Source organism: Gemmobacter caeni, assembly GCF_003054195.1.
GTDB lineage: Bacteria > Pseudomonadota > Alphaproteobacteria > Rhodobacterales > Rhodobacteraceae > Gemmobacter > Gemmobacter caeni.
On record NZ_QBKP01000001.1, the window covers coordinates 519,315 to 539,890 of the forward strand.

Annotated in this window: 21 protein-coding genes; 8 read left to right on the forward strand and 13 right to left on the reverse strand. The window is 64.0% G+C overall.

Going from position 1 to position 20,576, the window contains the following annotated elements:
• From C8N34_RS02455 to C8N34_RS02475, 5 genes are read left to right on the forward strand one after another with little or no spacing between them, the layout of a single operon-like run.
• Nucleotides 1-612 carry a VOC family protein gene (locus C8N34_RS02455; protein WP_108127313.1) on the forward strand — a complete coding sequence of 204 codons (612 nt, stop codon included), beginning with the start codon at nt 1-3 and terminating at the stop codon, nt 610-612.
• Nucleotides 609-1,097 (forward strand): GNAT family N-acetyltransferase, encoded by a 489-nt coding sequence (locus C8N34_RS02460; protein WP_108127315.1) that lies wholly within the window; start codon nt 609-611, stop codon nt 1,095-1,097. The genes C8N34_RS02455 and C8N34_RS02460 overlap by 4 nt, the downstream gene beginning before the upstream one ends.
• Nucleotides 1,098-1,128: 31 nt before the next feature.
• Entirely contained in the window at nt 1,129-1,824 is a 696-nt protein-coding gene (locus C8N34_RS02465) for a molecular chaperone DjiA (RefSeq protein ID WP_054301171.1), read from the forward strand.
• Nucleotides 1,821-2,834 carry an endonuclease/exonuclease/phosphatase family protein gene (locus C8N34_RS02470; protein ID WP_108127317.1) on the forward strand — a complete coding sequence of 338 codons (1,014 nt, stop codon included), beginning with the start codon at nt 1,821-1,823 and terminating at the stop codon, nt 2,832-2,834. Before C8N34_RS02465 ends, C8N34_RS02470 begins: the two co-directional genes overlap by 4 nt.
• Nucleotides 2,835-2,864: 30 nt before the next feature.
• The gene (locus C8N34_RS02475; RefSeq protein ID WP_108127319.1) at nt 2,865-3,194 is read left to right on the forward strand and encodes an AAA+ family ATPase; all 330 of its coding nucleotides are present in this window, start codon (nt 2,865-2,867) and stop codon (nt 3,192-3,194) included.
• A 98-nt stretch (nt 3,195-3,292) separates the two neighbouring features.
• Here C8N34_RS02475 and scpA read toward each other — a convergent pair whose 3' ends face one another.
• The 9 genes from scpA to C8N34_RS02515 form a co-directional block, all read right to left on the reverse strand.
• A complete protein-coding gene (gene scpA / locus C8N34_RS02480; protein WP_054304504.1) occupies nt 3,293-5,422 on the reverse strand; it encodes a methylmalonyl-CoA mutase in 2,130 nt (709 codons plus the stop codon).
• Between the two features lie 99 nt (nt 5,423-5,521).
• Nucleotides 5,522-6,745: a Y-family DNA polymerase gene (locus C8N34_RS02485; RefSeq protein ID WP_108127321.1), complete on the reverse strand. Its 1,224-nt coding sequence runs from the start codon at nt 6,743-6,745 to the stop codon at nt 5,522-5,524.
• Between the two features lie 98 nt (nt 6,746-6,843).
• Complete coding sequence (locus C8N34_RS02490) at nt 6,844-8,847, reverse strand: acetyl-CoA carboxylase biotin carboxylase subunit (RefSeq protein WP_054304506.1); 2,004 nt, start codon at nt 8,845-8,847, stop codon at nt 6,844-6,846.
• 125 nt (nt 8,848-8,972) lie between these two features.
• Entirely contained in the window at nt 8,973-9,230 is a 258-nt protein-coding gene (locus C8N34_RS02495) for a hypothetical protein (RefSeq protein ID WP_054304507.1), read from the reverse strand.
• 337 nt (nt 9,231-9,567) lie between these two features.
• Nucleotides 9,568-9,963 carry a hypothetical protein gene (locus C8N34_RS02500; protein ID WP_054304508.1) on the reverse strand — a complete coding sequence of 132 codons (396 nt, stop codon included), beginning with the start codon at nt 9,961-9,963 and terminating at the stop codon, nt 9,568-9,570.
• 63 nt (nt 9,964-10,026) lie between these two features.
• Nucleotides 10,027-10,167 carry a hypothetical protein gene (locus tag C8N34_RS26150; RefSeq protein WP_170120522.1) on the reverse strand — a complete coding sequence of 47 codons (141 nt, stop codon included), beginning with the start codon at nt 10,165-10,167 and terminating at the stop codon, nt 10,027-10,029.
• A 211-nt stretch (nt 10,168-10,378) separates the two neighbouring features.
• A complete protein-coding gene (locus C8N34_RS02505; protein ID WP_242013753.1) occupies nt 10,379-10,786 on the reverse strand; it encodes a DUF6497 family protein in 408 nt (135 codons plus the stop codon).
• Nucleotides 10,773-11,543, reverse strand: a complete 771-nt coding sequence (locus tag C8N34_RS02510; RefSeq protein ID WP_054304509.1) for a class I SAM-dependent methyltransferase — start codon at nt 11,541-11,543, stop codon at nt 10,773-10,775. The genes C8N34_RS02505 and C8N34_RS02510 overlap by 14 nt, the downstream gene beginning before the upstream one ends.
• A gap of 18 nt (nt 11,544-11,561) precedes the next feature.
• A complete protein-coding gene (locus tag C8N34_RS02515) occupies nt 11,562-13,094 on the reverse strand; it encodes an acyl-CoA carboxylase subunit beta (RefSeq protein WP_108127323.1) in 1,533 nt (510 codons plus the stop codon).
• 233 nt (nt 13,095-13,327) lie between these two features.
• Between C8N34_RS02515 and C8N34_RS02520 the strand changes: the two genes are divergently transcribed.
• From C8N34_RS02520 to C8N34_RS02530, 3 genes are all read left to right on the forward strand, one after another.
• Nucleotides 13,328-13,678 (forward strand): DMT family protein, encoded by a 351-nt coding sequence (locus tag C8N34_RS02520; protein WP_108127325.1) that lies wholly within the window; start codon nt 13,328-13,330, stop codon nt 13,676-13,678.
• A gap of 71 nt (nt 13,679-13,749) precedes the next feature.
• On the forward strand, nt 13,750-14,967 hold the full coding sequence (locus tag C8N34_RS02525; protein ID WP_054304512.1) for a multidrug effflux MFS transporter: 1,218 nt from the start codon (nt 13,750-13,752) through the stop codon (nt 14,965-14,967).
• A 67-nt stretch (nt 14,968-15,034) separates the two neighbouring features.
• Nucleotides 15,035-16,432: a helix-turn-helix domain-containing protein gene (locus tag C8N34_RS02530; protein WP_108127327.1), complete on the forward strand. Its 1,398-nt coding sequence runs from the start codon at nt 15,035-15,037 to the stop codon at nt 16,430-16,432.
• Between the two features lie 54 nt (nt 16,433-16,486).
• On the opposite strand, the gene C8N34_RS02535 is transcribed toward C8N34_RS02530, so the two are convergent.
• The 4 genes from C8N34_RS02535 to betI form a co-directional block, all read right to left on the reverse strand.
• Nucleotides 16,487-16,723 (reverse strand): HP1242/YdcH family protein, encoded by a 237-nt coding sequence (locus C8N34_RS02535; RefSeq protein WP_054304514.1) that lies wholly within the window; start codon nt 16,721-16,723, stop codon nt 16,487-16,489.
• Nucleotides 16,724-16,820: 97 nt separating this feature from the next.
• Nucleotides 16,821-18,473 carry a choline dehydrogenase gene (gene betA / locus C8N34_RS02540; protein WP_108127329.1) on the reverse strand — a complete coding sequence of 551 codons (1,653 nt, stop codon included), beginning with the start codon at nt 18,471-18,473 and terminating at the stop codon, nt 16,821-16,823.
• Nucleotides 18,474-18,480: 7 nt separating this feature from the next.
• Nucleotides 18,481-19,935 (reverse strand): betaine-aldehyde dehydrogenase, encoded by a 1,455-nt coding sequence (gene betB, locus C8N34_RS02545; RefSeq protein WP_108127474.1) that lies wholly within the window; start codon nt 19,933-19,935, stop codon nt 18,481-18,483.
• 15 nt (nt 19,936-19,950) lie between these two features.
• On the reverse strand, nt 19,951-20,517 hold the full coding sequence (gene betI, locus C8N34_RS02550) for a choline-binding transcriptional repressor BetI (protein ID WP_054304517.1): 567 nt from the start codon (nt 20,515-20,517) through the stop codon (nt 19,951-19,953).
• Between the last annotated feature and the right edge of the window lie 59 nt (nt 20,518-20,576).

Here is a 20,576-nt window from a genome sequence, read left to right on the forward strand (position 1 = left end):
ATGCTGACCTTCGATCACATCGCCCTCGCGGCAGAGACGCTGGAAGCGGGCGTGGCCCATGTCGAGGCTGCGCTGGGGGTGCCACTCGCCGGTGGGGGGCAGCATCCGCTGATGGCGACGCATAACCGGCTGCTCGGGCTGGGGGATCTGTATTTCGAGGCTATCGCCATCGACCCCGCTGCACCGGCGCCCGCCTTCCCGCGCTGGTTCGACCTCGACCGTTTCGCAGGCCGCCCGCGCCTGACCAACTGGATCTGCCGCACCGATGATCTGGAGGCTGCACTGGCCGCCTGCCCGCCCGGCACCGGCATGCCCGTCGCACTGGCGCGCGGCGATCTGCGCTGGCGCATGGCCGTGCCGGAAACCGGCATCCTGCCCTTCACCAATGCCTTTCCTGCGCTGATCGAATGGCAGGGCAGCCTGCATCCGGTGCAACGCCTGCCCGACAGCGGCCTTCGCTTGCGCCGGCTTGAAATCGCCAGCCCCGACGCACCGGCCCTGACAGCGACCCTGGCTCCGCTGATCAACGACCCGCGCGTAGTTATCGTGCCAGGCGAACCGGCGATGCGCGCCAGCTTCGACACCCCCTCTGGCCTGCGCGTGCTGGAATGATCCGTCCGACCTGCGCGGCCGATCTGGAGCCGATCCGCGCCTTCTGGAACCCGCTGATCCGCGACACGGCCGTCACCTTCTCTTCCGAGGAGAAGACCGAGACCGCGATGCGCGACTATCACGCCGCCCGCATCGCCGCCGGTCACGGCTTCTTTACCGCACTGGCCGAGGGCCGCCCCGTTGGCTTTGCCACCTACGGCCAGTTCCGGGGCGGCAACGGTTACGCCCGCAGCATGGAACATACCGTCATCCTGTCGGATACCGCACGCGGCCACGGTCTTGGTCGCGCCCTGATGCAGGAAGTGGAAGATCACGCCCGCGCCGCCGGTCATCATATCATGGTGGCAGGCGTTTCCAGCGGCAATCCGGCGGGGCGCGATTTCCACGCGGCACTCGGCTACCGCCTTGTCGGCACCGTGTCCGAGGCAGGCTGGAAATTCGGCCGCTACTGGGATCTGTGGCTCATGCAAAAAATCTTGACCTGACAGCTTGGGTTTTCACCGCTATCCTGCCGCCATGTCGATCTGGACCCGGATATACGAGGCAATAGCCGCACTGGCGCAGGGCGAGGGCCTTGGCACCGTCTTCGACCGCCTGCGCCACCCGCCCGAAGCCTGCCCCGAACGTACGGTGGCCTTCACCATCGCGGTGATCGCGCTTGGCGCCAAGATGGCCAAGGCCGATGGCGAGGTGACACGCAACGAGGTCGCGGCCTTCCGGCAGGTCTTTCACGTCCCGCCGGGGGAAGAGCCGCATGCCGCGCGGGTGTTCAACCTCGCCCGGCAGGATGTCGCCGGATATGACATCTACGCCCGCAAGATCGCCGCCATGTTCGAGGGTGATCGCAAGGTGCTGGTGGATCTGATGGAAGGGTTGTTCCACATCTCGGTCGCTGACGGCCACTATCACCCGCGCGAAGATGAATTTCTTGCCGATGTCGCCCGTATCTTCGGTCTGGGCGAGGCCTGTTTCCGCGCCATCCGCGCCCGCTATGTACCCGAGGCACCGCGCGACCCCTATGACGTACTGGGCCTGCCCGCCAATGCCACGCTGGACGAGGCGCGCAGCGCGTGGAAAACCGCCGTGCGCGACAGCCACCCCGACCGCCTGATGGCCCGTGGTGTTCCGGAAGAGGCGGTAAAGATGGCCGAACGCCGCCTGATTGCCGTCAACGCCGCATGGGAGGAAATCGCGGCGCGCGAGGCGGCATGAGCCATCCGCGCCGACCCTTCCGCCTGGCGACCTATAATGTCGAATGGTTCAATGCGCTGTTCGATGATACCGGCCGCCCGCTGGAAGACAGTGAACCCGCGCACCGCTATGGCGTGACGCGGGGCGACCAGCTGGCCGCGCTGGGGATCGTGTTCTCCGCACTGGATGCCGACGGCATCATGGTGATCGAGGCGCCCGATACCAACGGCCACCGCAGTTCCACCCGCGCGCTGGAACGCTTTGCCGCGCTCTACGGGCTGCGCGCCCGACGTGCCGTCACCGGCTTCAAATCCGAGACGGAACAGGAAATCAGCTTCCTCTTCGATCCCGACCGCCTGACCGCACGCCACGATCCGCAAGGCAACCCCACCTTCGATGGCACCTTTCGCCGTGATCTGGATGGCGACGGCGTGGCCGAACCGATCCGCCCCTCGAAGCCACCGCTGGAACTTGCCGTCACCGTCGGGCGGCACAGACTGCGGCTGATCGGCGTGCATGTGAAATCCAAGGCCCCGCATGGCGCCCGCCATCTGGACGAGGCGCGCCGCATCGCCATTGAAAACCGCCGCAAGCAATTGGCCGAATGTATCTGGCTGCGCGAAAGAGTCGACGAACATCTGGATCGCCACGACGATCTGATCGTGCTGGGCGATTTCAACGATGGCCCCGGTCTTGACGAATATGAAAAGCTCTTCGGCACCTCCGGCGTCGAGGTGGTGATGGGCGTGGGCTGCCCGCGCGACCGGCAAATGCGCGACCTGCATGCGCAGATGGCGGTGGAAAGCCGGCTGCATCCCACGACCGCGCGGTTCTACAGCACTGAACACGAACGCTATTTCGAGGCGCTGCTGGATTTCATCATGGTCTCGCCCGGCCTCACCGCACGCCAGCCCCACTGGCGAATCTGGCATCCGCTGAACGATCCGAAATGCTGGGCGGTGCCGGAATTGCGCGACGCGCTGCTGACCGCCTCCGATCATTTTCCGGTCACGCTCGACCTGCCTCTTTGAGCCTTGGCCGCACTGCCCTATATTCAGGGCATGACCCGTTGGCTCGCCCCCCTGTTCCTCGTCCTCGCGCTTGGCCCTGCCCAGGCCCAGGAGACGGAAGAAACCGACCCCGGCCTGATGAAGCGCGGGGCCGAGCTGTTTCTGCGTGGCCTGATGAACGAGATCGGACCCGAACTGAACCAGATGCAGGACAGCCTGCGCGACCTGCAACCCGAATTGCAGAAGCTGGTCGAGCTGATGGGCGATTTCCGCAATTACGAAATGCCGGAAAAGCTGCCGAACGGCGACATCCTCATCCGCCGCAAACCCGACCTGCCCAAGCCCCCGACCCTGCCCGAAGGCCCCGAAATCGAACTCTGAGCCTGAAACGGCCCCGATTTCATCTTGGCCCAAATATCCTCGGGGGGTGAATTGGCCGCAAGGCCAAGAGGGGGGCAGACAGCCCCCCTCCTCTCGTATCAGCCGCGCGCTTCGCCGATCAGCTTCAGGATATCGCGCGCCGCGTTGGGGATGTTGGTGCCAGGGCCAAAGATCGCCTTCACGCCGCTCTTGTACAGGAAATCATAGTCCTGCTGCGGAATGACGCCACCGCAGATCACGATGATGTCGCCCGCACCCTTGGCCTTCAGCGCCTCGACCAGCTTCGGTGCCAGCGTCTTGTGGCCCGCCGCCTGGCTGGAGATGCCGACGATATGCACGTCATTGTCCACGGCATCCTGCGCCGCCTCTTCCGGGGTCTGGAACAGCGGCCCCACATCAACGTCAAAGCCGATATCGGCAAAGGCGGTGGCAATGACCTTGGCGCCCCGGTCGTGACCGTCCTGCCCCATCTTCACCACCAGCATGCGCGGGCGGCGGCCCTCGGCCTCGGCGAAGGCGTCAACATCCTTCTGGATCTGGGCAAAGCCGTCGTCGCCCTCATAGGCGGCACCGTAGACCCCGGCGAGGGTTTTCACTTCCGCGCGGTGGCGGCCGAACACTTTTTCCATGGCGTCGCTGATCTCCCCTACCGATGCACGGGCGCGGGCGGCCTCGACCGCGGCTTCCAGAAGGTTGCCGCCCTCGGCGGCGCGGCGGCCAAGCTCGGCCAGCGCGGCCTGTGCCTTCGCCTCGTCCCGCGCAGCGCGGGTGGCTTTCAGCCGTGCGATCTGCGCCTCGCGCACCGCGATATTGTCGATGTCGAGAATGTCGATCGGCTCTTCCTTGTCCTTGCGGTACTTGTTGACGCCGACGATGACCTCTTCGCCCCGGTCGATCATGGCCTGACGCCGCGCCGCCGATTCCTCGATGCGCAGCTTGGGCATGCCCGAAGCCACGGCCTTGGTCATGCCGCCCATCGCCTCGACTTCCTCGATCAGCGCCCAGGCTTTTTCCGCCAGTTCCGCCGTCAGGCTTTCGACATAGTAAGATCCCGCCAGCGGATCGACGACATGGGTGATGCCGGTTTCCTCCTGCAGGATCAGCTGGGTATTCCGCGCGATGCGGGCAGAAAATTCGGTCGGCAGGGCAATCGCCTCGTCCAGCGCATTGGTATGGAGCGACTGTGTCCCCCCCAGCGCCGCCGCCATCGCCTCATAGGCGGTGCGGATGACGTTATTGTAGGGGTCTTGCTCCTGCAAGGACACGCCCGAGGTCTGACAATGGGTGCGCAGCATCAGGCTACCCGATTTCTTCGGCTCGAATTCCGCCATGATGCGGTGCCACAGCAGACGCGCGGCGCGCAGCTTCGCGGCCTCCATGAAGAAATTCATGCCGATGGCAAAGAAGAACGACAGCCGCCCGGCGAAATCATCGACATTCATGCCGCGCGCCAGCGCCGCGCGCACATATTCGCGCCCGTCGGCCAGCGTATAGGCCAGTTCCTGCACGAGGTTCGCGCCCGCCTCCTGCATGTGATAGCCGGAGATCGAGATGGAGTTGAACTTCGGCATCTCTTTCGACGTGTATTCGATGATGTCGGCGATGATCCGCATCGAGGGTTCGGGCGGATAGACATAGGTGTTCCGAACCATGAACTCTTTCAGGATATCGTTCTGGATCGTGCCCGACAGCAGGCTGCGGTCCACGCCCTGTTCCTCGCCCGTCACGATGAAATTGGCGAGGATCGGGATGACCGCGCCGTTCATCGTCATGGAAACGCTGATCTTTTCCAGCGGGATGCCATTGAACAGGATCTTCATGTCCTCGACCGAGTCGATGGCCACGCCCGCCTTGCCCACATCGCCCACCACGCGCGGGTGATCGCTGTCATAGCCGCGATGGGTGGCGAGGTCGAAGGCGACCGAGACGCCCTGCTGCCCGGCGGCCAGCGCCTTGCGGTAGAAGGCATTCGATTCCTCGGCGGTAGAGAAGCCCGCATATTGCCGGATCGTCCAGGGACGTCCCGCATACATCGTCGCCCGCACGCCGCGGGTGAAGGGGGCGCTGCCCGGCAGCGTGCCCATATGCGGCAGGTTTGCCGTGTCTTCCGCCGTGTAAAGCGGCTTGACGGTAATTCCTTCCAGCGTCTGCCAGTTCAGGCTGTCCGGGCTTTTGCCCTTGAGTTCCTTCTCGGCGACCTTGCGCCAGGTTTCGATCGGGTCAGTCATGGCTCTCGTCCTTGGCTTCTGCCGGATGGGCACCGGCACAGGGAGTTGCGGCGCGTGCGAACGCACCGATGCAAAATGGCTGCCGGTCAGGGCCAGCGCCTATTCCAGAAAATCCTCGGCGGTGGGGATGCGCCCGAAGGCGATCTTGGCGCCGGTATAGGGCACATGATGCGGCGGCAGCTGGCCATAGCGCACGGTATCCTGCCCGAAGCGCTGGTTCAGACGATCCACCACCGCGCAAAGCGCGCGCCGGTCCTGCGCCGGGGCGAACAGATCCGCCGAAACCCCGGCATCCGGCACCAGACCACCCAGCGTGACCGAAACCGACAGCGGCCGGTGTGGTGGCAGCGCCGTCCAGTAGCGGCCCAGCACCTCCAGCAGGAAAAAAGTATCCTGCGTCGCGCGGATGTCGCCGCCATGGCCGATATAGCCCGCCTCGGCGCATTTCACGCTCAGATGCAGGCTGCGGGCATGGAAGCCTTCGCGCCTCAGCCGCGCCGCAGCCTTCACCAGCAGGCGCCGCGCCACCAGACGCGCGCCCTCGGGCGTCTTGTTGCCCGCGGTCAGCACCTGGCCATGGCCGATCATGCCGCGATGGGTTTCCGGCCAGACCACGGTTTCGCCGCGCAATTCGCGCAGAAACCGTTCGCCCGCCACATTGCCCCAGATCGCCCGTGCGCGCTTCGGGTCCAGATGGTAAAGTGCAGGCACATCCGTGATCCCCGCCGCCTCCAGCCGCGCCTTCATCCGCCAGGACACGCCCGGCAGATCGTCCAGCGCCAGATGCGCCAGCCGGTCGGGCAGCACATGCGGCAACAGCCAGTGCAACCCGCCCGGCTTTTCCAGCCCGGCGGCCAGTTTCGCCAGCAATCGCGTCGGCGCCAACCCGACAGAGCAGCGCAGCGCCGGGCTGACCCGATCCAGCACCGCCTGTTGCAGATCGTGCCCGATCTGCATGGCCCGCGACAGTTCCTGCTGCGAGCCGGTCAGAAGGCACGAACATTCGTCGATCGACCAGACCCGATGGATCGGCAGCACAGTTTCCACGGCTTGCAGGATGGCATGGTGATAGCGCACGCAGACATCGTGCTTCACCGGGCGAAAGACGATGCCGGGGCAAAGCCTGCGCGCCTCGTCCTGCCGTGTGCCCATGCCGACGCCCCGGCGCTTGGCGTCGATGCTGGCCGCGATACAGGCCGCGCCCGGCGCATCCGTCGTCAGAACACCCACCGGGCGCCCCATCAGCGCCGGTTCCTCGGCCTGCGCGACCGAGGCGTAGAAACTGTTCATGTCGAAGAACAGGGTGGAAACGCGCAGCGTCATGGCAGGACGACCCGGACAGGAGTTGACGCCCCATTATAGAACAAAATGGGAACTCAATTCCAGCCCGAAGCCGGTATGCCATGACGCCGCGCGCCACCTTATTCGAACTCCATGATCACATCATCGACCTTGAGGCTGGCCCCGGCGGCGGCATTGATCTTCTTCACCACGCCCCGGCGCTCGGCCTTGAGGATGTTTTCCATCTTCATCGCCTCGACCGTCGCCAGCGCCTGCCCTTCCTGCACTTCCTGGCCTTCCTCGACGCTGATCTTCACCACCAGACCCGGCATCGGGCACAGCAGGAATTTCGAGGTATCCGGCGGCAGTTTTTCCGGCATCAGCAGGGCCAGATCGTGCTGGCGCGGGCTGCGCACATGGACTTTCAGATCGGCACCGCGCACCCGGATGCGGAAGCCCATCGGGATCTTGCCGACCTTCAGCACCAGCGGCGCGCCCTCGACCGTCAGGCGGGCCAGCGGCTGCCCCGGCGTCCAGTCGCTTTCGACGCGCATGGCATGGCCATCCTCGAAGGTCACGGTCGAACCGGCCTTATCAGCCGCGATCTGCACCGGGAAGGCCGTGCCTTGCAGGCTGACCACCCAGTCGTCGCCGACGCGGCGTTCGTGGTTGTCCATCGTGCCGGAAATCTTGGTGCGGCGAATCTCGGCCACGCGGTTCATCGCCGCCGTCGCCGCCACGACACGGCGCAGCATGGCCTCATCCAGCGTCACCCCGTTGAAACCTTCGGGATATTCCTCGGCGATGAAAGCGGTGGTGATATTGCCGCTGGTGAAGCGCGGGTGATCCATCACCGCCGAGCAGAACGGCAGGTTATGGCCGATGCCTTCCACCTCGAACGTGTCCAGTGCCAGCCGCATTTCCTCGATGGCGGCCTCGCGCGTTGGCCCCCAGGAACAGAGCTTGGCGATCATCGGGTCGTAATACATGCTGATCTCGCCGCCCTCAAAGACGCCGGTATCATTGCGCACGATGCCACCGCGCGCGGTTTCGCCCTCGACCGGCGGACGGTAGCGGGTCAGCCGCCCGATGGAGGGCAGGAAGTTGCGATAGGGGTCTTCAGCATAAAGGCGGCTTTCCATCGCCCAGCCGTTGATCTTCAGATCTTCCTGCCTGAACGGCAGCGGCTCGCCATTCGCGACGCGGATCATCTGTTCCACCAGATCAACGCCGGTGATCAGTTCCGTCACCGGATGTTCCACCTGAAGGCGGGTGTTCATCTCGAGGAAATAGAAGTTGCGGTTGCCGTCCACGATGAACTCGACGGTGCCCGCGCTGGTATAGCCCACGGCCTTCGCCAGCGCGACCGCCTGTTCGCCCATGGCCTTGCGGGTGGCCTCATCAAGGAAAGGCGACGGCGCTTCCTCAATCACCTTCTGGTTCCGCCGCTGGATCGAGCATTCGCGTTCGTGCAGGTAGACCGCATTGCCATGCTTGTCGGCCAGCACCTGAATTTCGATGTGGCGCGGCTGGGTCACGAATTTCTCGATGAAGATACGGTCGTCGCCAAAGCTGTTGGCCGCCTCATTCTTCGAGGACTCGAAGCCTTCGCGCGCTTCCTGATCATTCCACGCGATGCGCATGCCCTTGCCACCGCCGCCCGCGCTGGCCTTGATCATCACCGGATAGCCGATCTCGCTGGAAATCTTCACCGCCTCGTCGGGATCGGCGATCAGGCCCATGTACCCCGGAACGGTGTTCACGCCCGCCTCCATGGCGATCTTCTTCGAGGTGATCTTGTCGCCCATCGCCTCGATGGCCGGGCTCGGCGGGCCGACGAAGATCACGCCCTCGGCCTCCAGCGCCGCCGCGAAATCCATGCGTTCGGACAGGAAGCCATAGCCCGGATGCACCGCCTCGGCCCCGGTCTGGCGAATGGCGTCCATGATCTTGTCGATCACGATGTAAGACTGGTTGGCGGGCGGCGGGCCGATATGCACCGCCTCGTCGGCCATCTTGACATGCAGTGCGTTGCGGTCGGCGTCCGAATAGACGGCAACCGTCTTGATACCCATCTTGCGGGCGGTCTTGATCACGCGGCAGGCGATCTCGCCCCGGTTGGCGATCAGGATCTTCTTGAACATTCGGCTTCCTTCCCTCAACGGCACGCGGGCCAGCGTGCGCGGCAGCTCAAAAACGAAGGGCCAGCCGGGGGATACCCCGACTGGCCCTGGTGACAGGTTCAGACGCCGCGAAAGCGGCGGTCAGATCAGTAGCAGGCCGGCAGCCCGGCAACGCCGCAGGATGCGCCACCGGCCAGCGCGCCAAGCGCAGCCCCGGCAACCATGTTTTCATCGGTCGCATCGGCAATGGCGGCACCGACGACTGCGCCTGCGACGGCGCGGCCGCCCTGGGTTTGCAGCGGGTTGGACGGCTGACCGTAGTAGCCATTCGACGGCTGCGACTGCACGCAGCCCGCGACGACAAGAACCAGCGCGCCGCTGGCGAGAAGGGAAGTGATACGCATTTTGCTCGGCCTCCATGAGCGGTCTCGTTATGGAGTAAGTCTAGCGCAACCGTGAACGGCGACCAGTCGGGAAATGCGCGAACGGCCGCGCCGCAGGCAAAGCCTTGCCGATGTCTTGCGACAAAAAGAGACCGCCCGCCCCGCGCGGGAACGGACGGCCGAGATGGGGAAGGGTCACACTCCTGGCGCGAGGCCCGGATGCCGACATGGCCGGGGACAGCCACATCGGCAGGCAGAAGATGCGGCAGCCCATGGCCACAGGCAAAGGCAAAAGCGCCCTCCACCTCCGCTTGCGCGGAGATTTGCCGGAAAACCATGGGGTTGCGCGAAATCATGCTCAATCGTCCTCTTCGTCCCAGTCGTCGAGATCATAGGGCTCTGCCTCGGGGGCAAAGATCTCGGGGAACGAGGCCTGGGCACGCTGCACGTCGATCCGCAGCAAGGCGTCATAGGAGGAGGGGTCGAAGGGGTCTTCGGCAGGAACCACCTCGCGCCCGAACAGCCAGCTCAGGCGGCCAGCGTCCAGATTGCCACGTTCGAAGGGTTCTTCGCCGAAATAGGCCCAGAGGGCCGCCATGAAGGCGCTGTCCGCCGCCCGGTCAAGGTTCTTGCGGTCCTTGAACCGCTCGCGCCGGATGATTTTGGTCGCGCCTTCCTTCATGTTGGCGCGGCGGATTGTGAACTGGAAGTCCGTCCCGGTCATGCGACCGGGGAAACCACGATGTTTCAGCATGTTGCGCCTCCCAGACCGGAGGCGCCGAAGGGGGCGGACCGCAGCCCGCCCCGCGCCGGGGTCTTACTTGTACTTGCCGGTGTAGACCGGCTCGGTGGTGAGCTGAGGCTCAGCCGAATAGACGACTTCTTCTTGCTTGCCAGCGCAGGCCGCGACGAAGGCGACAGTGCAAAGCGCGAAGGCGATACGGGCAGTGCTCGACATTCTCTTCTCCATTCTTGCGGGACGACCGCGACAGAGAAATCCGCAGCGGCCCCCCGATACAGGGTTGGAAACGCTGATGCGCGTTTCCCCGCAATCATAACCCTTTCCCGCAAGACAGGACATCCGCGCCCGGCGAAAGCGGGCTGCTGTGTCCGGGCTACATCATTCCGGGCAGTGGATGAAGAACATACCGCAAGATGTTGTGGATACATCAGAACATCTCCCAGATGCAGGCCCCGTCGCGAATGGCGAAGGCTTCGAAGAATTGCGTGGCTTCCGGCGCACTTTCCCCGAAAGGCACAGCCGTATCCGACAGCGAGATGATGACCTGTTGCGGCACAGGCCCAAAATCGCTGATCCGCGGCAGGGCAAAACTTTCGCACAGCGCGTGGATATCAGCGGTCGCCGTATCGACATCGACACTGCCACCCATGCGCGCGATCTGCGGCGCCAGAAAGCGGAACCGCAGGGTCAGGCCGTCGGGCCCGGTCTCGTTCCAGATCACGTCCAGCAGCGTGACCGGCTGGCCGGAAGGCACGGCAACGGGGTTGGCATCCCCGACCAGGACCACCTCGCCCGGTTCCTGCATGGGGTCGGGGGTCTGGTCAGGCAGCGTCATGCCCCACCCCCTTGCGCATCATCACCCGCAGGTACTTCGGCTGCTCCGACAGCACCTCGACCGCGCCGCGCGACCGAAGCTTTGCAAGCTGCGTCTCGGCGCGACCGGCGCGCAGGTCGAACAGCGCCGCACCACCCGGGGCAAGCGCCTTGTCCAGGAAGGGCAGATAGGGGTCCAGCGGATAATGGAAGCCACAGGACAGGAAGGAGGCCGCACAATCGACCGGCCCCGCCTCTTCCGGCGCGCGGTCGCGCGGGTTCAGCAGCTCGATCCGCCCTGCCGCGATACCGTTTGCAAGCAGCATCGCCCGTGCAGTCGCAAGACTGGAATAGGCGGCCCCGTCCTTTGCAAAGCCGAAGTGCCGCCGCTCGTTGCTTTCCAGGTCGATCAGCAGCAGGTCACAGCCGGTCTCGCGCGCCAGAAACAGATCGAACAGCGCATAGCCGCAGCCGATATCGGCAAAGCGCTTCGGCGCCAGCTTTTGCAAAACCGGCGCAAGCAAAGTGTACTCTGCAAATATGACGCCCGCCGCCCGATAGGCGATCTCGATGCCCAGCTTCTCTACGGCTTCGGCAATGGGCGCCTCGTCCCCGGCGTTCCATGCCTTGATCACCTGGCCGGGCTGAGGCCAGTCAAACAGCACCTCAGACCGTTGCAGGATCAGGTTGAGCAGATCCTGCGGTCCGAATGCCGTCAGGTCCAGCGACCGGATTTCCGGTCGCTGAGCCTCGGCCCCTATGTCGATATCAAGCTGCATGGCACCCCCTGCTTGCGATTACAGGGGGATATTATCGTGCTTCTTCCACGGGTTTGCCAGCTTCTTGCCCCGCAGCGAGGCGAAGGCGCGGGCCACGCGGCGACGGGTCGAATGCGGCATGATCACCTCGTCGATGAAACCACGCTCGGCCGCGACGAAGGGATTGGCGAAACGGTCCTCGTAATCCCTGGTCCGCGCCGCGATCTTCTCCTTGTCGCCCAGCTCGCTGCGATACAGGATCTCGGTCGCGCCCTTGGCGCCCATCACCGCGATTTCCGCCGTGGGCCAGGCATAGTTGAAATCGCCGCGCAGGTGTTTCGAGGCCATCACGTCATACGCGCCGCCATAGGCCTTGCGGGTGATCACCGTGACCTTCGGCACCGTCGCCTCGCCATAGGCGAACAGCAGTTTCGCACCATGCTTGATGACGCCGCCATATTCCTGGCCCGTACCCGGCAGGAAGCCCGGCACGTCGACCAGCGTCAGGATGGGAATTTCAAAGGCGTCACAGAAGCGCACGAAACGCGCGGCCTTGCGGCTGGAATCGATATCCAGACAGCCTGCCAGCACCATGGGCTGATTGGCGACCACACCCACGGTCTGCCCTTCGATCCGCACGAAGCCGGTGATGATATTCGCCGCATAATCCTTCTGGATCTCGTAAAAATCGCCCTCGTCCGCGATTTTCTGGATCAGCTCTTTCATATCATAAGGCTGGTTCGGATTGTCAGGGATCAGCGTATCAAGGCTGTTTTCCACCCGCGACGGATCATCGAAGAACGGGCGCACCGGCGCCTTTTCCCGGTTATTGAGCGGCAGGAAATCGACCAGACGCCGCACCTCGGCCAGCGCCTCGACATCGTTTTCGAAAGCGCCATCGACCACGCCGGATTTCTTGGCATGGGTCGAGGCCCCGCCCAGTTCCTCGGCCGTAACCACCTCATTCGTCACGGTTTTCACCACATCGGGGCCGGTCACGAACATGTAGGACGTGTCCTTCACCATGAAGATGAAGTCGGTCATCGCAGGGCTGTAGACCGCGCCACCGGCGCAGGGGCCCATGATGACGCTGATCTGCGGCACCACGCCCGAGGCCATGATATTGCGCTGGAACACCTCGGCATAGCCGGCGAGCGAGGCAACGCCCTCCTGGATACGCGCGCCGCCGGAATCGTTGAGCCCGATCACCGGGGCACCATTCTGCACCGCCATATCCATGATCTTGCAGATCTTCTGCGCATGGGTTTCCGAAAGCGATCCGCCGAAAACCGTGAAATCCTGGCTGAAGACATAGACCTGACGGCCATTGACCGTACCCCAGCCCGTCACCACGCCATCGCCCGCCGGACGGTCGGCCTCCATGCCGAAATCGGTGCAGCGGTGGCGGACGAACATGTCGAATTCCTCGAACGAGCCTTCGTCCAGCAGCAGTTCAATCCGTTCGCGCGCAGTCAGCTTGCCCTTGGCATGCTGCGCCTCGACCCGGCGCACCCCACCCCCGGCACGCGCAGCGTCACGGCGGGTTTCAAGCTCTTGCAGGATGTCTTTCATGGCGGTCCTCTCCCCGGGAATCGGCTGCAACATAATCTTGCGTGACAGCCGCGTGAAACGAAATTGCGAAAATTTGCAAATTATTGGCAAGGCCATTTGTGCAAATTGCAAATTCCGTTCAGATCCCGCACACCCCCTTCGCAGCAAGTTGAGAACTCAGGCCGGCGTTAGCGATACCAACTCTGGCCCGGCCGCATTAGGATCGCGCGCAGATCAACCCGTCCGGAGCCATCATGCCCGCCCTGCCCGTTCCGCTTGTTACCATCGGATTGCTTGTCGCCTCCAATGTTTTCATGACCTTCGCCTGGTATGGCCACCTGAAATTCAAAGAGGCGGCGATCCCCATGGTGATCCTCACCTCCTGGGGAATCGCCCTGTTCGAATACATGCTGATGGTGCCAGCGAACCGCATCGGCTACGGCTATTTCTCCGCAGCCGAGCTGAAGACGATCCAGGAGGTCATTACCCTTGTGATCTTCGGCATCTTTTCGACGCTGTTCCTGAAAGAGCCGCTGAGCTGGAACCACTTTGTCGGCTTTTCGCTGATTGCGGGCGGCGCCTTCTTCATCTTCCACCGCTGGTAACCGGCCTGCCGCACAGCGGCCTGTGCATTCTTGCGATGGACAGAGCCGCCGCGCGCGCGTAGCCCTTGCATATGCAACTACCGCCCTCACGCTTTCTCGATCCGACGACCCCGCCGAAGATCGTCACGCTGACCCTGCTGGCCGGGGTCTCTGCGCTGACCATGAACATCTTCCTGCCCTCACTTCCGGGCATGGCAGAGTGGTTTGGCACGTCTTACGGGTTGATGCAGCTTTCCGTCGCGCTGTATCTGGCGCTTTCTGCCGTGCTGCAAATCGCCATCGGCCCGATTTCAGACCGTTATGGCCGCCGCCGCGTCGTGCTGGGGGCGCTTCTGCTGTTCCTTCTGGCCACGGTCGGCACCTTGCTTGCCCCTAATGCGACGGCCTTCCTGATCTTCCGCATGGCGCAGGCGGTTGTCGCCGCCGGCATGGTGCTGTCGCGGGCCATTGTGCGCGACATGGTCAGCGATGCCGAGGCAGCCTCGATGATCGGCTATGTGACGATGGGGATGAGCCTCGTGCCGATGATCGGCCCGGTGATTGGCGGTGTGCTGGATGAATATTTCGGCTGGCACGCCAATTTCGGCCTGCTGCTGGCGGCAGGCATCGCGGTTACCTTGCTGTGCTGGCGCGATCTGGGCGAAACCTCCACCCCTTCAGGTATGAGCTTTACCGAGCAGGCCCGGCAATATCCGCTCCTCCTGCGGTCGCAGAGGTTCTGGGGTTACTGCCTGTCCGCGGCTTTCGCCTCGGGCTGTTTCTTCGCCTATCTCGGCGGCGCCCCCTTCGTCGGTACCGAGGTTTTCGGCCTCTCCGCCTCGCGCGTGGGCATGTTGTTCGCCCTCACCGCGCTGGGATATGCGGGGGGCAACTTCTTTGCGGGCCGGTATTCGGTGCGCATCGGGATGAACCGCATGGTTCTGCTGGGAACGGTGGTGACCACGCTGTCCTCCGCCGTGCTGGCGCTCCTGTCGCTGCTGGATCTGACCACTGCCTTCCTTTTCTTCGGGCTGACCCTGTTCATGGGGCTTGGGAACGGCATCTGCCTGCCGAATGCCAATGCCGGCATCCTTTCAGTGCGCCCCGAGCTGGCAGGCACCGCGTCGGGGCTGGGCGGGGCCTTCATCATCGGCGGGGGCGCGGGGCTCGCGGCACTGGCCGGTATCCTGCTGCAACCCGGCTCCAGCGAACTGCCCCTTGTGCTGTTGATCCTTGCCTCCTCCGTTGCATCGGTGCTGTCGATTCTCTGGGTCATGCAGCGCGCCCGCGCCCTTGGTCTTTCGGGCTGACCGCTTGACGACAGGCTTTGCAAAGGCGAGTGTTTGCAATTAGCAACCCCGCCGCAACGGAGGCCCGATGTCGACCCAGAAGCTTTATGCCGGGGTAAAGCTGCGCGAACTGCGCGGCAGGCTCGGTGTCACCCAAAAGGTCTTTGCAGACAAACTGGGCGTATCCCTGCCCTATCTGAACCAGATGGAAAACAACCACCGGCCGGTTTCAGCTGCGGTCGTCTTGTCGCTGGTGCAGGAATTCGGCTTCGACGTCACCGAACTGACCACAGGTGATGCAGAGCGGATCGTGTCGGACATGCGCGAGGCACTGGCCGACCCGGTTTTCCAGAGCGGCGCGCCGCCGCTGGCCGATCTGCGGCTGGCCGCGTCCAACGCCCCGGCGCTGGCGCGGGCCTTTCTGGACCTGCATCGCGCCTATCGTCAGACCCACGAACGCCTCGCCTCGCTGGACGAGGCTCTGGGTCGTGAGGATGCGGCACTGCGCCCGTCACCATGGGAGGAAGTCCGTGATTTCTTTCACTATTGCGACAACTACCTCGATGCCATCGACCGCGCGGCAGAACATTACGCCATGCCTTCGGGGAGCCGGAAAGACCCGCTTTTCATCGCAACCGACACGCTGACCAAAGCGGGGGTGGAGCTGCATTTTTCCGACAGCACGGCGCTTCGGGTTTACGATCCGAACGGGCGGCGGCTGGAGATTTCGGGCCGTGCCTCCGGGCCGACCCAGCGGTTTCAGCTGCTTTACCAGGTGGCGCTGACCACCCAGAACGATCTGCTGGAAGCAACGCTGGATCTGGCCCGCTTTGCCACGCCGGAGGCGCGGGATATCGCCAAGATCGGTCTTGCCAACTACTTTGCCGGGGCCGCGCTGCTGCCCTACCGTGCCTTCCAGGCGGCCGCCATGGAAACCCGCCATGATCTTGAGCGCCTGTCAGACCTGTTCGGCGCCTCCATCGAACAGGTGGCGCATCGCCTGTCCACCCTGCAAAGGCCGGGTGCGAAAGGCATACCTTTCTTCTTTGTCCGGGTCGATCAGGCGGGCACGATCACCAAACGCCATTCGGCCACACGTCTGCAATTCGCCCGTTTCGGCGGGGCCTGCCCGCTGTGGAACGTGCATCGCGCCTTTGAAACACCCGGTCGGTTTCTGCGTCAGCTGGCGGAAACACCGGATGGCGTGCGCTATTTCTGCCTCTCGCGCGATGTCAGCAAGGCGGGGGGCAGTTTCCAGGCGCCGGTGCGCCGCTACGCGATTGGCCTTGGATGCGAGGTGCAGCACGCTGATGCTCTGGTCTATGCCGACGGGCTGGACCTCCGGGGCCGGTTCGAGCCGATCGGCATTTCCTGCCGGATCTGCGAGCGGCGCGACTGTCACCAGCGCTCCGTCCCGCCGCTGGAACGCCGGTTGAAGGTCGACCCCGACAAACGCGGAATCCTGCCCTACCAGATTGCTGAGTGATTATTGCAAAGCAAAGGCCCGGAATTTGCATATTCCGGGCCTTTTTTCCGGTCGTTACGCCGCGAGGCGCTGCCAGATCTGGTCTTTCAGCGCGGCACGCTTGCGGCGCAACTCGGCCTCATGTTCTTCCGACAGCGCCTCGACGCGGGTTTCCGCACGATGCACGGCGCGGTTGACCTCGTGATATTCGTCCACCAGCCGGGCGAAATGCGCATCGGTCTCCTTCAGAGCCGAAATCTTGCCCGCTTCAGCCGGAAACTCTTCGGCCAGTTCGTGGGGGGTGTTCGACATGCGTCTGTCTCTCCTTCAACGTTACACCCACATCCTAACCGCCGCTGAGGGGTACCACCTTGACCCGGATCAAATCGCGCAACTGGCAGGCATCTTTTCAGCGCTGCGCCTGCTGCCAGTCCGGGTTGATCCAGGGCGCAAGGTTCGACGGCGGCAACATTGCGCGGCCCAGAATATGATCCGCCGCCTTCTCGCCCGTCATGATCGACGGGCCGTTGAGATTGCCGTTGGTCACCCGCGGGAAGATCGAACTGTCGGCAACGCGCAGGCCGTCCACCCCGATCACCCGGCATTCCGGGTCCACCACGGCGCCGGGATCGCTGGCGGCCCCCATCCGCGCAGTCCCACAAGGATGATAAGCACTTTCAACATGTTCGCGGATGAAAGCGTTCAGTTCATCGTCCGACTGCACGCCCGCACCAGGCTGGATTTCCGATTTCAGATAGGGGGCGAAGGCCTGCTGACCGATGATCTCGCGCGTGAGCCGGATGCAGCGGCGGAAATCATCCCAATCCGACTCCTGGCTCATGTAGTTGAAACGGATGCGCGGCGCGACACGCGGATCGGAGGACCGCAGCGTGACATCCCCGCGCGAGGCAGAACGCATCGGGCCGACGTGGGTCTGGAAGCCATGGCCCTCGGCCGCGGCCTTGCCGTCGTAGCGCACCGCGATGGGCAGGAAGTGATACTGGATATCCGGGTAATCGACCCCGGCCTTCGAGCGGATGAAAGCGCAGCTTTCGAACTGGTTCGAGGCACCAAGCCCCCGTCCGGTCAGCAACCATTGCGCCCCGATCAGCGCCTTGCCCCAGAGGTTCCAGTATTTGTACAGGGTCACCGGCTGGCTGGCTGCAAACTGCAAATATAGCTCAAGGTGATCTTGCAAATTCGCGCCGACACCCGGCCGGTCTGCCCAGACATGGATACCATGCTCGCGCAAATGGGCCGCGGGGCCGACACCGGACAGCAGCAGCAGTTTCGGCGTATTGATCGACGAAGCCGCGAGGATGACCTCACGCGCCGCCGGTATCACCACGATCCCGCCCTTCTGTTCCACCTCGACCCCGATAGCCCGGCCATTCTCGATCACCACACGGCGGGCGAAGCCCTTTTCGACCTTTACCCGCCCGGTTTTCAGCGCAGGTTTCAGATAGGCGTTGGCGGCCGACCAGCGCCGCCCGCGCCAGATCGTCGCCTCCATGGCGCCGAAACCTTCCTGCTGGCGGCCATTGTAATCTTCGGTCACCGGATAACCTGCCTGTCGGCCGGCCTCGATGAAGGCGTTGAACAGGGGATTCGCACGCGGGCCTCGGGTGATGTGCAAAGGGCCATCGCTGCCGCGATAATCCGCCTCGCCGGTATCGCCGTGCCAGCTTTCCATCCGTTTGAAATAGGGCAGCACATCGGCATAGGACCAGCCCGCAGCACCCTGCTCCGCCCAGTGATCGAAGTCGCGCGCATGGCCGCGCACATAGACCATGCCGTTGATCGAGGACGAGCCGCCGATCACCTTGCCGCGCGGGGTGGCCAGCACCCGCCCCCCCAGATGCGGTTCGGGCTCGGTCTGGAACCCCCAGTCATAGAGGCCCATGTTCATCGGATAGCTGAGCGCGGCAGGCATCTGGATGAAGGGCCCGGCGTCGGTGCCGCCGAATTCGATCAGGGTGACACTGCGCCCGGCCTCGGCCAGACGATAGGCCATGGCGCAACCGGCGGAGCCCGCACCGACGATGACGTAATCGCTGCTCATCTTCGCCTCAATACGGAGCGTCGACGGGGCCCATGCCCACATAGACGGATTTCACCTGCGTGTAATGCTCGACCGCCGCCCGCGAATTTTCGCGCCCCACACCCGAAGATTTCACCCCACCAAAGGGGCCTTCCACGGGGGTCAGGTTATAGGCATTAATCCAGCAGGTTCCGGCCTGAAGCTGCGCGACCACGCGATGCCCGCGTGCCAGATCGGCGGTGAACACCCCGGCGGCGAGGCCAAATTCCGTGTCATTGGCGCGGGTTATCACCTCTTCTTCATTCTCGAAATCAAGAATGGCCATGACCGGGCCGAACACCTCTTCCCGTGCCAGCGTCATATCGTCGGTCACATCGGCAAAGGCAGTGGGCTGAACGTAGAAGCCGGTATTCAGCGCGGCACGGTCGCCACCGCAGATCAGCCGGGCACCTTCAGCCTTTGCAATTTGCATATAGCCCAGAACTTTTTGCAACTGCGCCTCCGACACCAGCGGGCCAAGCTGGGTTTCGGGGTCCAGCGGCTCACCAAGGCGGATCGCAGCGGTTCGCTCGGCCAGGCGGCTCAGGAAACGCTCCTTGATGCCCTTCTGCACGAAGACGCGGGTGCCGTTGGAACAGATCTGCCCGGTGGAATAGAAGTTCCCCAGCATCGCCGCGCCAATGGCGCTTTCGACATCGGCATCGTCAAAGACGATCAGCGGCGACTTGCCGCCCAGCTCCATCGTCACATGACGGATACCTTCAGCGGCAGCGGCATAAACCTTGCGCCCCGTCGGCACCGACCCCGTGAGCGAAACCTTCGCCACGCGCCGATCGGTGACCAGCGCACCGCCCACGGTTCCCCGCCCCTGCACCACATTGAACAGCCCGGCAGGCAGTCCGGCCTCCACCAGAATCTCGGCCAGTTTCAGCGCACCGAGCGGCGTCACCTCGGACGGTTTGAAGATCATCGCATTGCCAAGGCTCAGCGCGGGGGCGGCCTTCCAGCAGGCGATCTGGCTGGGGTAATTCCATGCACCGATGCCGACGCAGACGCCCAGCGGTTCGCGGATCGTGTAGACGAAATCGCCGCCCAGCGGCACGGTTTCGCCGGTCACCGTCGGCGCCAGCCCAGCGAAATATTCCAGCGCATCGGCGCCCGAAGGCCAGTCGGCCACCGTGGTTTCCTGCACAGGCTTGCCGGTATCCAGCGTCTCAAGCACCGAAAGTTCTTCATTGCGGGCGCGGATCAGATCCACGGCGCGGCGCAAGATGCGGGCGCGTTCGACCGGGCGCGTGGCCCCCCAGGCTTTCTGTGCCGCCGCTGCCCCGGATAGCGCCGCCTCGATCACCGCAGGCGTCGCCTCATGCAGCACGGCGATCATCTCGCCCGTGGCCGGATAGACAACCTCGATCGCCGCACCGGCGGTATCTTCGACATAGTCACCATTGACGAAATGGCTGGCCTTCGGCTGTGCCCGCATGGTCATCCCCTTTCTTTATTTACGTTTCCCGAGTTCCGAGGCCACGAATTCCATAACCGTGGCCACGGCCGAGGCCGAATCCGGCGGCCCCTCCTTCAAAGCTTCGCGCAGGTAGACGCCGTCGATCAGCGCCCCCAGCGCATCGGCCGCGCGATCCGCCCGCACGCCGACCAGCGGACGCAGACAACTGAGCAGATTCGACCGCAGCCGCCGCTGATAGACCGACAGCAGCCGCCGCGCCTCGGGCACGGTCTGCGCCAGAACATAGAAGTTCAGCCAGGCCCCCACCGCCTCGCGCCGGAAGTTACCGGGGCTGAAACTCGCACGCAGAATCGCCTGCAACCGCGCCTCCGGCCCGTCCACCGCCGCCAGCGCGCCGCGCACCTCGGCCCCGTAAAGCGACAGGATGTGTCGCATCGCGGCAAGGAAGATATCCTCCTTGGACCCAAAGTAATGATGCGCCAGCGCAGAGGACATGCCTGCCCGCTTGGCGATCTGGCTGACCGTCACATCCAGCGACCCGGCACGGCCCAGTTCCACGATGGTCGCTTTGACCAGCGCGGCCTTTCGGATAGGTTCCATCCCAAGCTTCGGCACGGCATTTCCCCAAAAAAGACTTGCCAAACCGAGCTAGCGTGTTT

Bases quoted from the DNA above. Each gene is read 5' to 3' on its own strand.
- C8N34_RS02495 (WP_054304507.1), bottom strand. From the start codon at position 9,230: ATGCGTATCACTTCCCTTCTCGCCAGCGGCGCGCTGGTTCTTGTCGTC.
- C8N34_RS02475 (WP_108127319.1), top strand. From the start codon at position 2,865: ATGACCCGTTGGCTCGCCCCCCTGTTCCTCGTCCTCGCGCTTGGCCCT.
- C8N34_RS02525 (WP_054304512.1), top strand. From the start codon at position 13,750: ATGCAACTACCGCCCTCACGCTTTCTCGATCCGACGACCCCGCCGAAG.
- C8N34_RS26150 (WP_170120522.1), bottom strand. From the start codon at position 10,167: ATGTCGAGCACTGCCCGTATCGCCTTCGCGCTTTGCACTGTCGCCTTC.
- C8N34_RS02530 (WP_108127327.1), top strand. From the start codon at position 15,035: ATGTCGACCCAGAAGCTTTATGCCGGGGTAAAGCTGCGCGAACTGCGC.
- C8N34_RS02490 (WP_054304506.1), bottom strand. From the start codon at position 8,847: ATGTTCAAGAAGATCCTGATCGCCAACCGGGGCGAGATCGCCTGCCGC.
- C8N34_RS02470 (WP_108127317.1), top strand. From the start codon at position 1,821: ATGAGCCATCCGCGCCGACCCTTCCGCCTGGCGACCTATAATGTCGAA.
- scpA (WP_054304504.1), bottom strand. From the start codon at position 5,422: ATGACTGACCCGATCGAAACCTGGCGCAAGGTCGCCGAGAAGGAACTC.
- C8N34_RS02520 (WP_108127325.1), top strand. From the start codon at position 13,328: ATGCCCGCCCTGCCCGTTCCGCTTGTTACCATCGGATTGCTTGTCGCC.
- C8N34_RS02485 (WP_108127321.1), bottom strand. From the start codon at position 6,745: ATGACGCTGCGCGTTTCCACCCTGTTCTTCGACATGAACAGTTTCTAC.
- C8N34_RS02460 (WP_108127315.1), top strand. From the start codon at position 609: ATGATCCGTCCGACCTGCGCGGCCGATCTGGAGCCGATCCGCGCCTTC.
- C8N34_RS02505 (WP_242013753.1), bottom strand. From the start codon at position 10,786: ATGACGCTGCCTGACCAGACCCCCGACCCCATGCAGGAACCGGGCGAG.
- C8N34_RS02465 (WP_054301171.1), top strand. From the start codon at position 1,129: ATGTCGATCTGGACCCGGATATACGAGGCAATAGCCGCACTGGCGCAG.
- C8N34_RS02515 (WP_108127323.1), bottom strand. From the start codon at position 13,094: ATGAAAGACATCCTGCAAGAGCTTGAAACCCGCCGTGACGCTGCGCGT.
- C8N34_RS02455 (WP_108127313.1), top strand. From the start codon at position 1: ATGCTGACCTTCGATCACATCGCCCTCGCGGCAGAGACGCTGGAAGCG.
- C8N34_RS02500 (WP_054304508.1), bottom strand. From the start codon at position 9,963: ATGCTGAAACATCGTGGTTTCCCCGGTCGCATGACCGGGACGGACTTC.
- C8N34_RS02510 (WP_054304509.1), bottom strand. From the start codon at position 11,543: ATGCAGCTTGATATCGACATAGGGGCCGAGGCTCAGCGACCGGAAATC.
- C8N34_RS02535 (WP_054304514.1), bottom strand. From the start codon at position 16,723: ATGTCGAACACCCCCCACGAACTGGCCGAAGAGTTTCCGGCTGAAGCG.
- betB (WP_108127474.1), bottom strand. From the start codon at position 19,935: ATGCGGGCACAGCCGAAGGCCAGCCATTTCGTCAATGGTGACTATGTC.
- betI (WP_054304517.1), bottom strand. From the start codon at position 20,517: ATGGAACCTATCCGAAAGGCCGCGCTGGTCAAAGCGACCATCGTGGAA.
- betA (WP_108127329.1), bottom strand. From the start codon at position 18,473: ATGAGCAGCGATTACGTCATCGTCGGTGCGGGCTCCGCCGGTTGCGCC.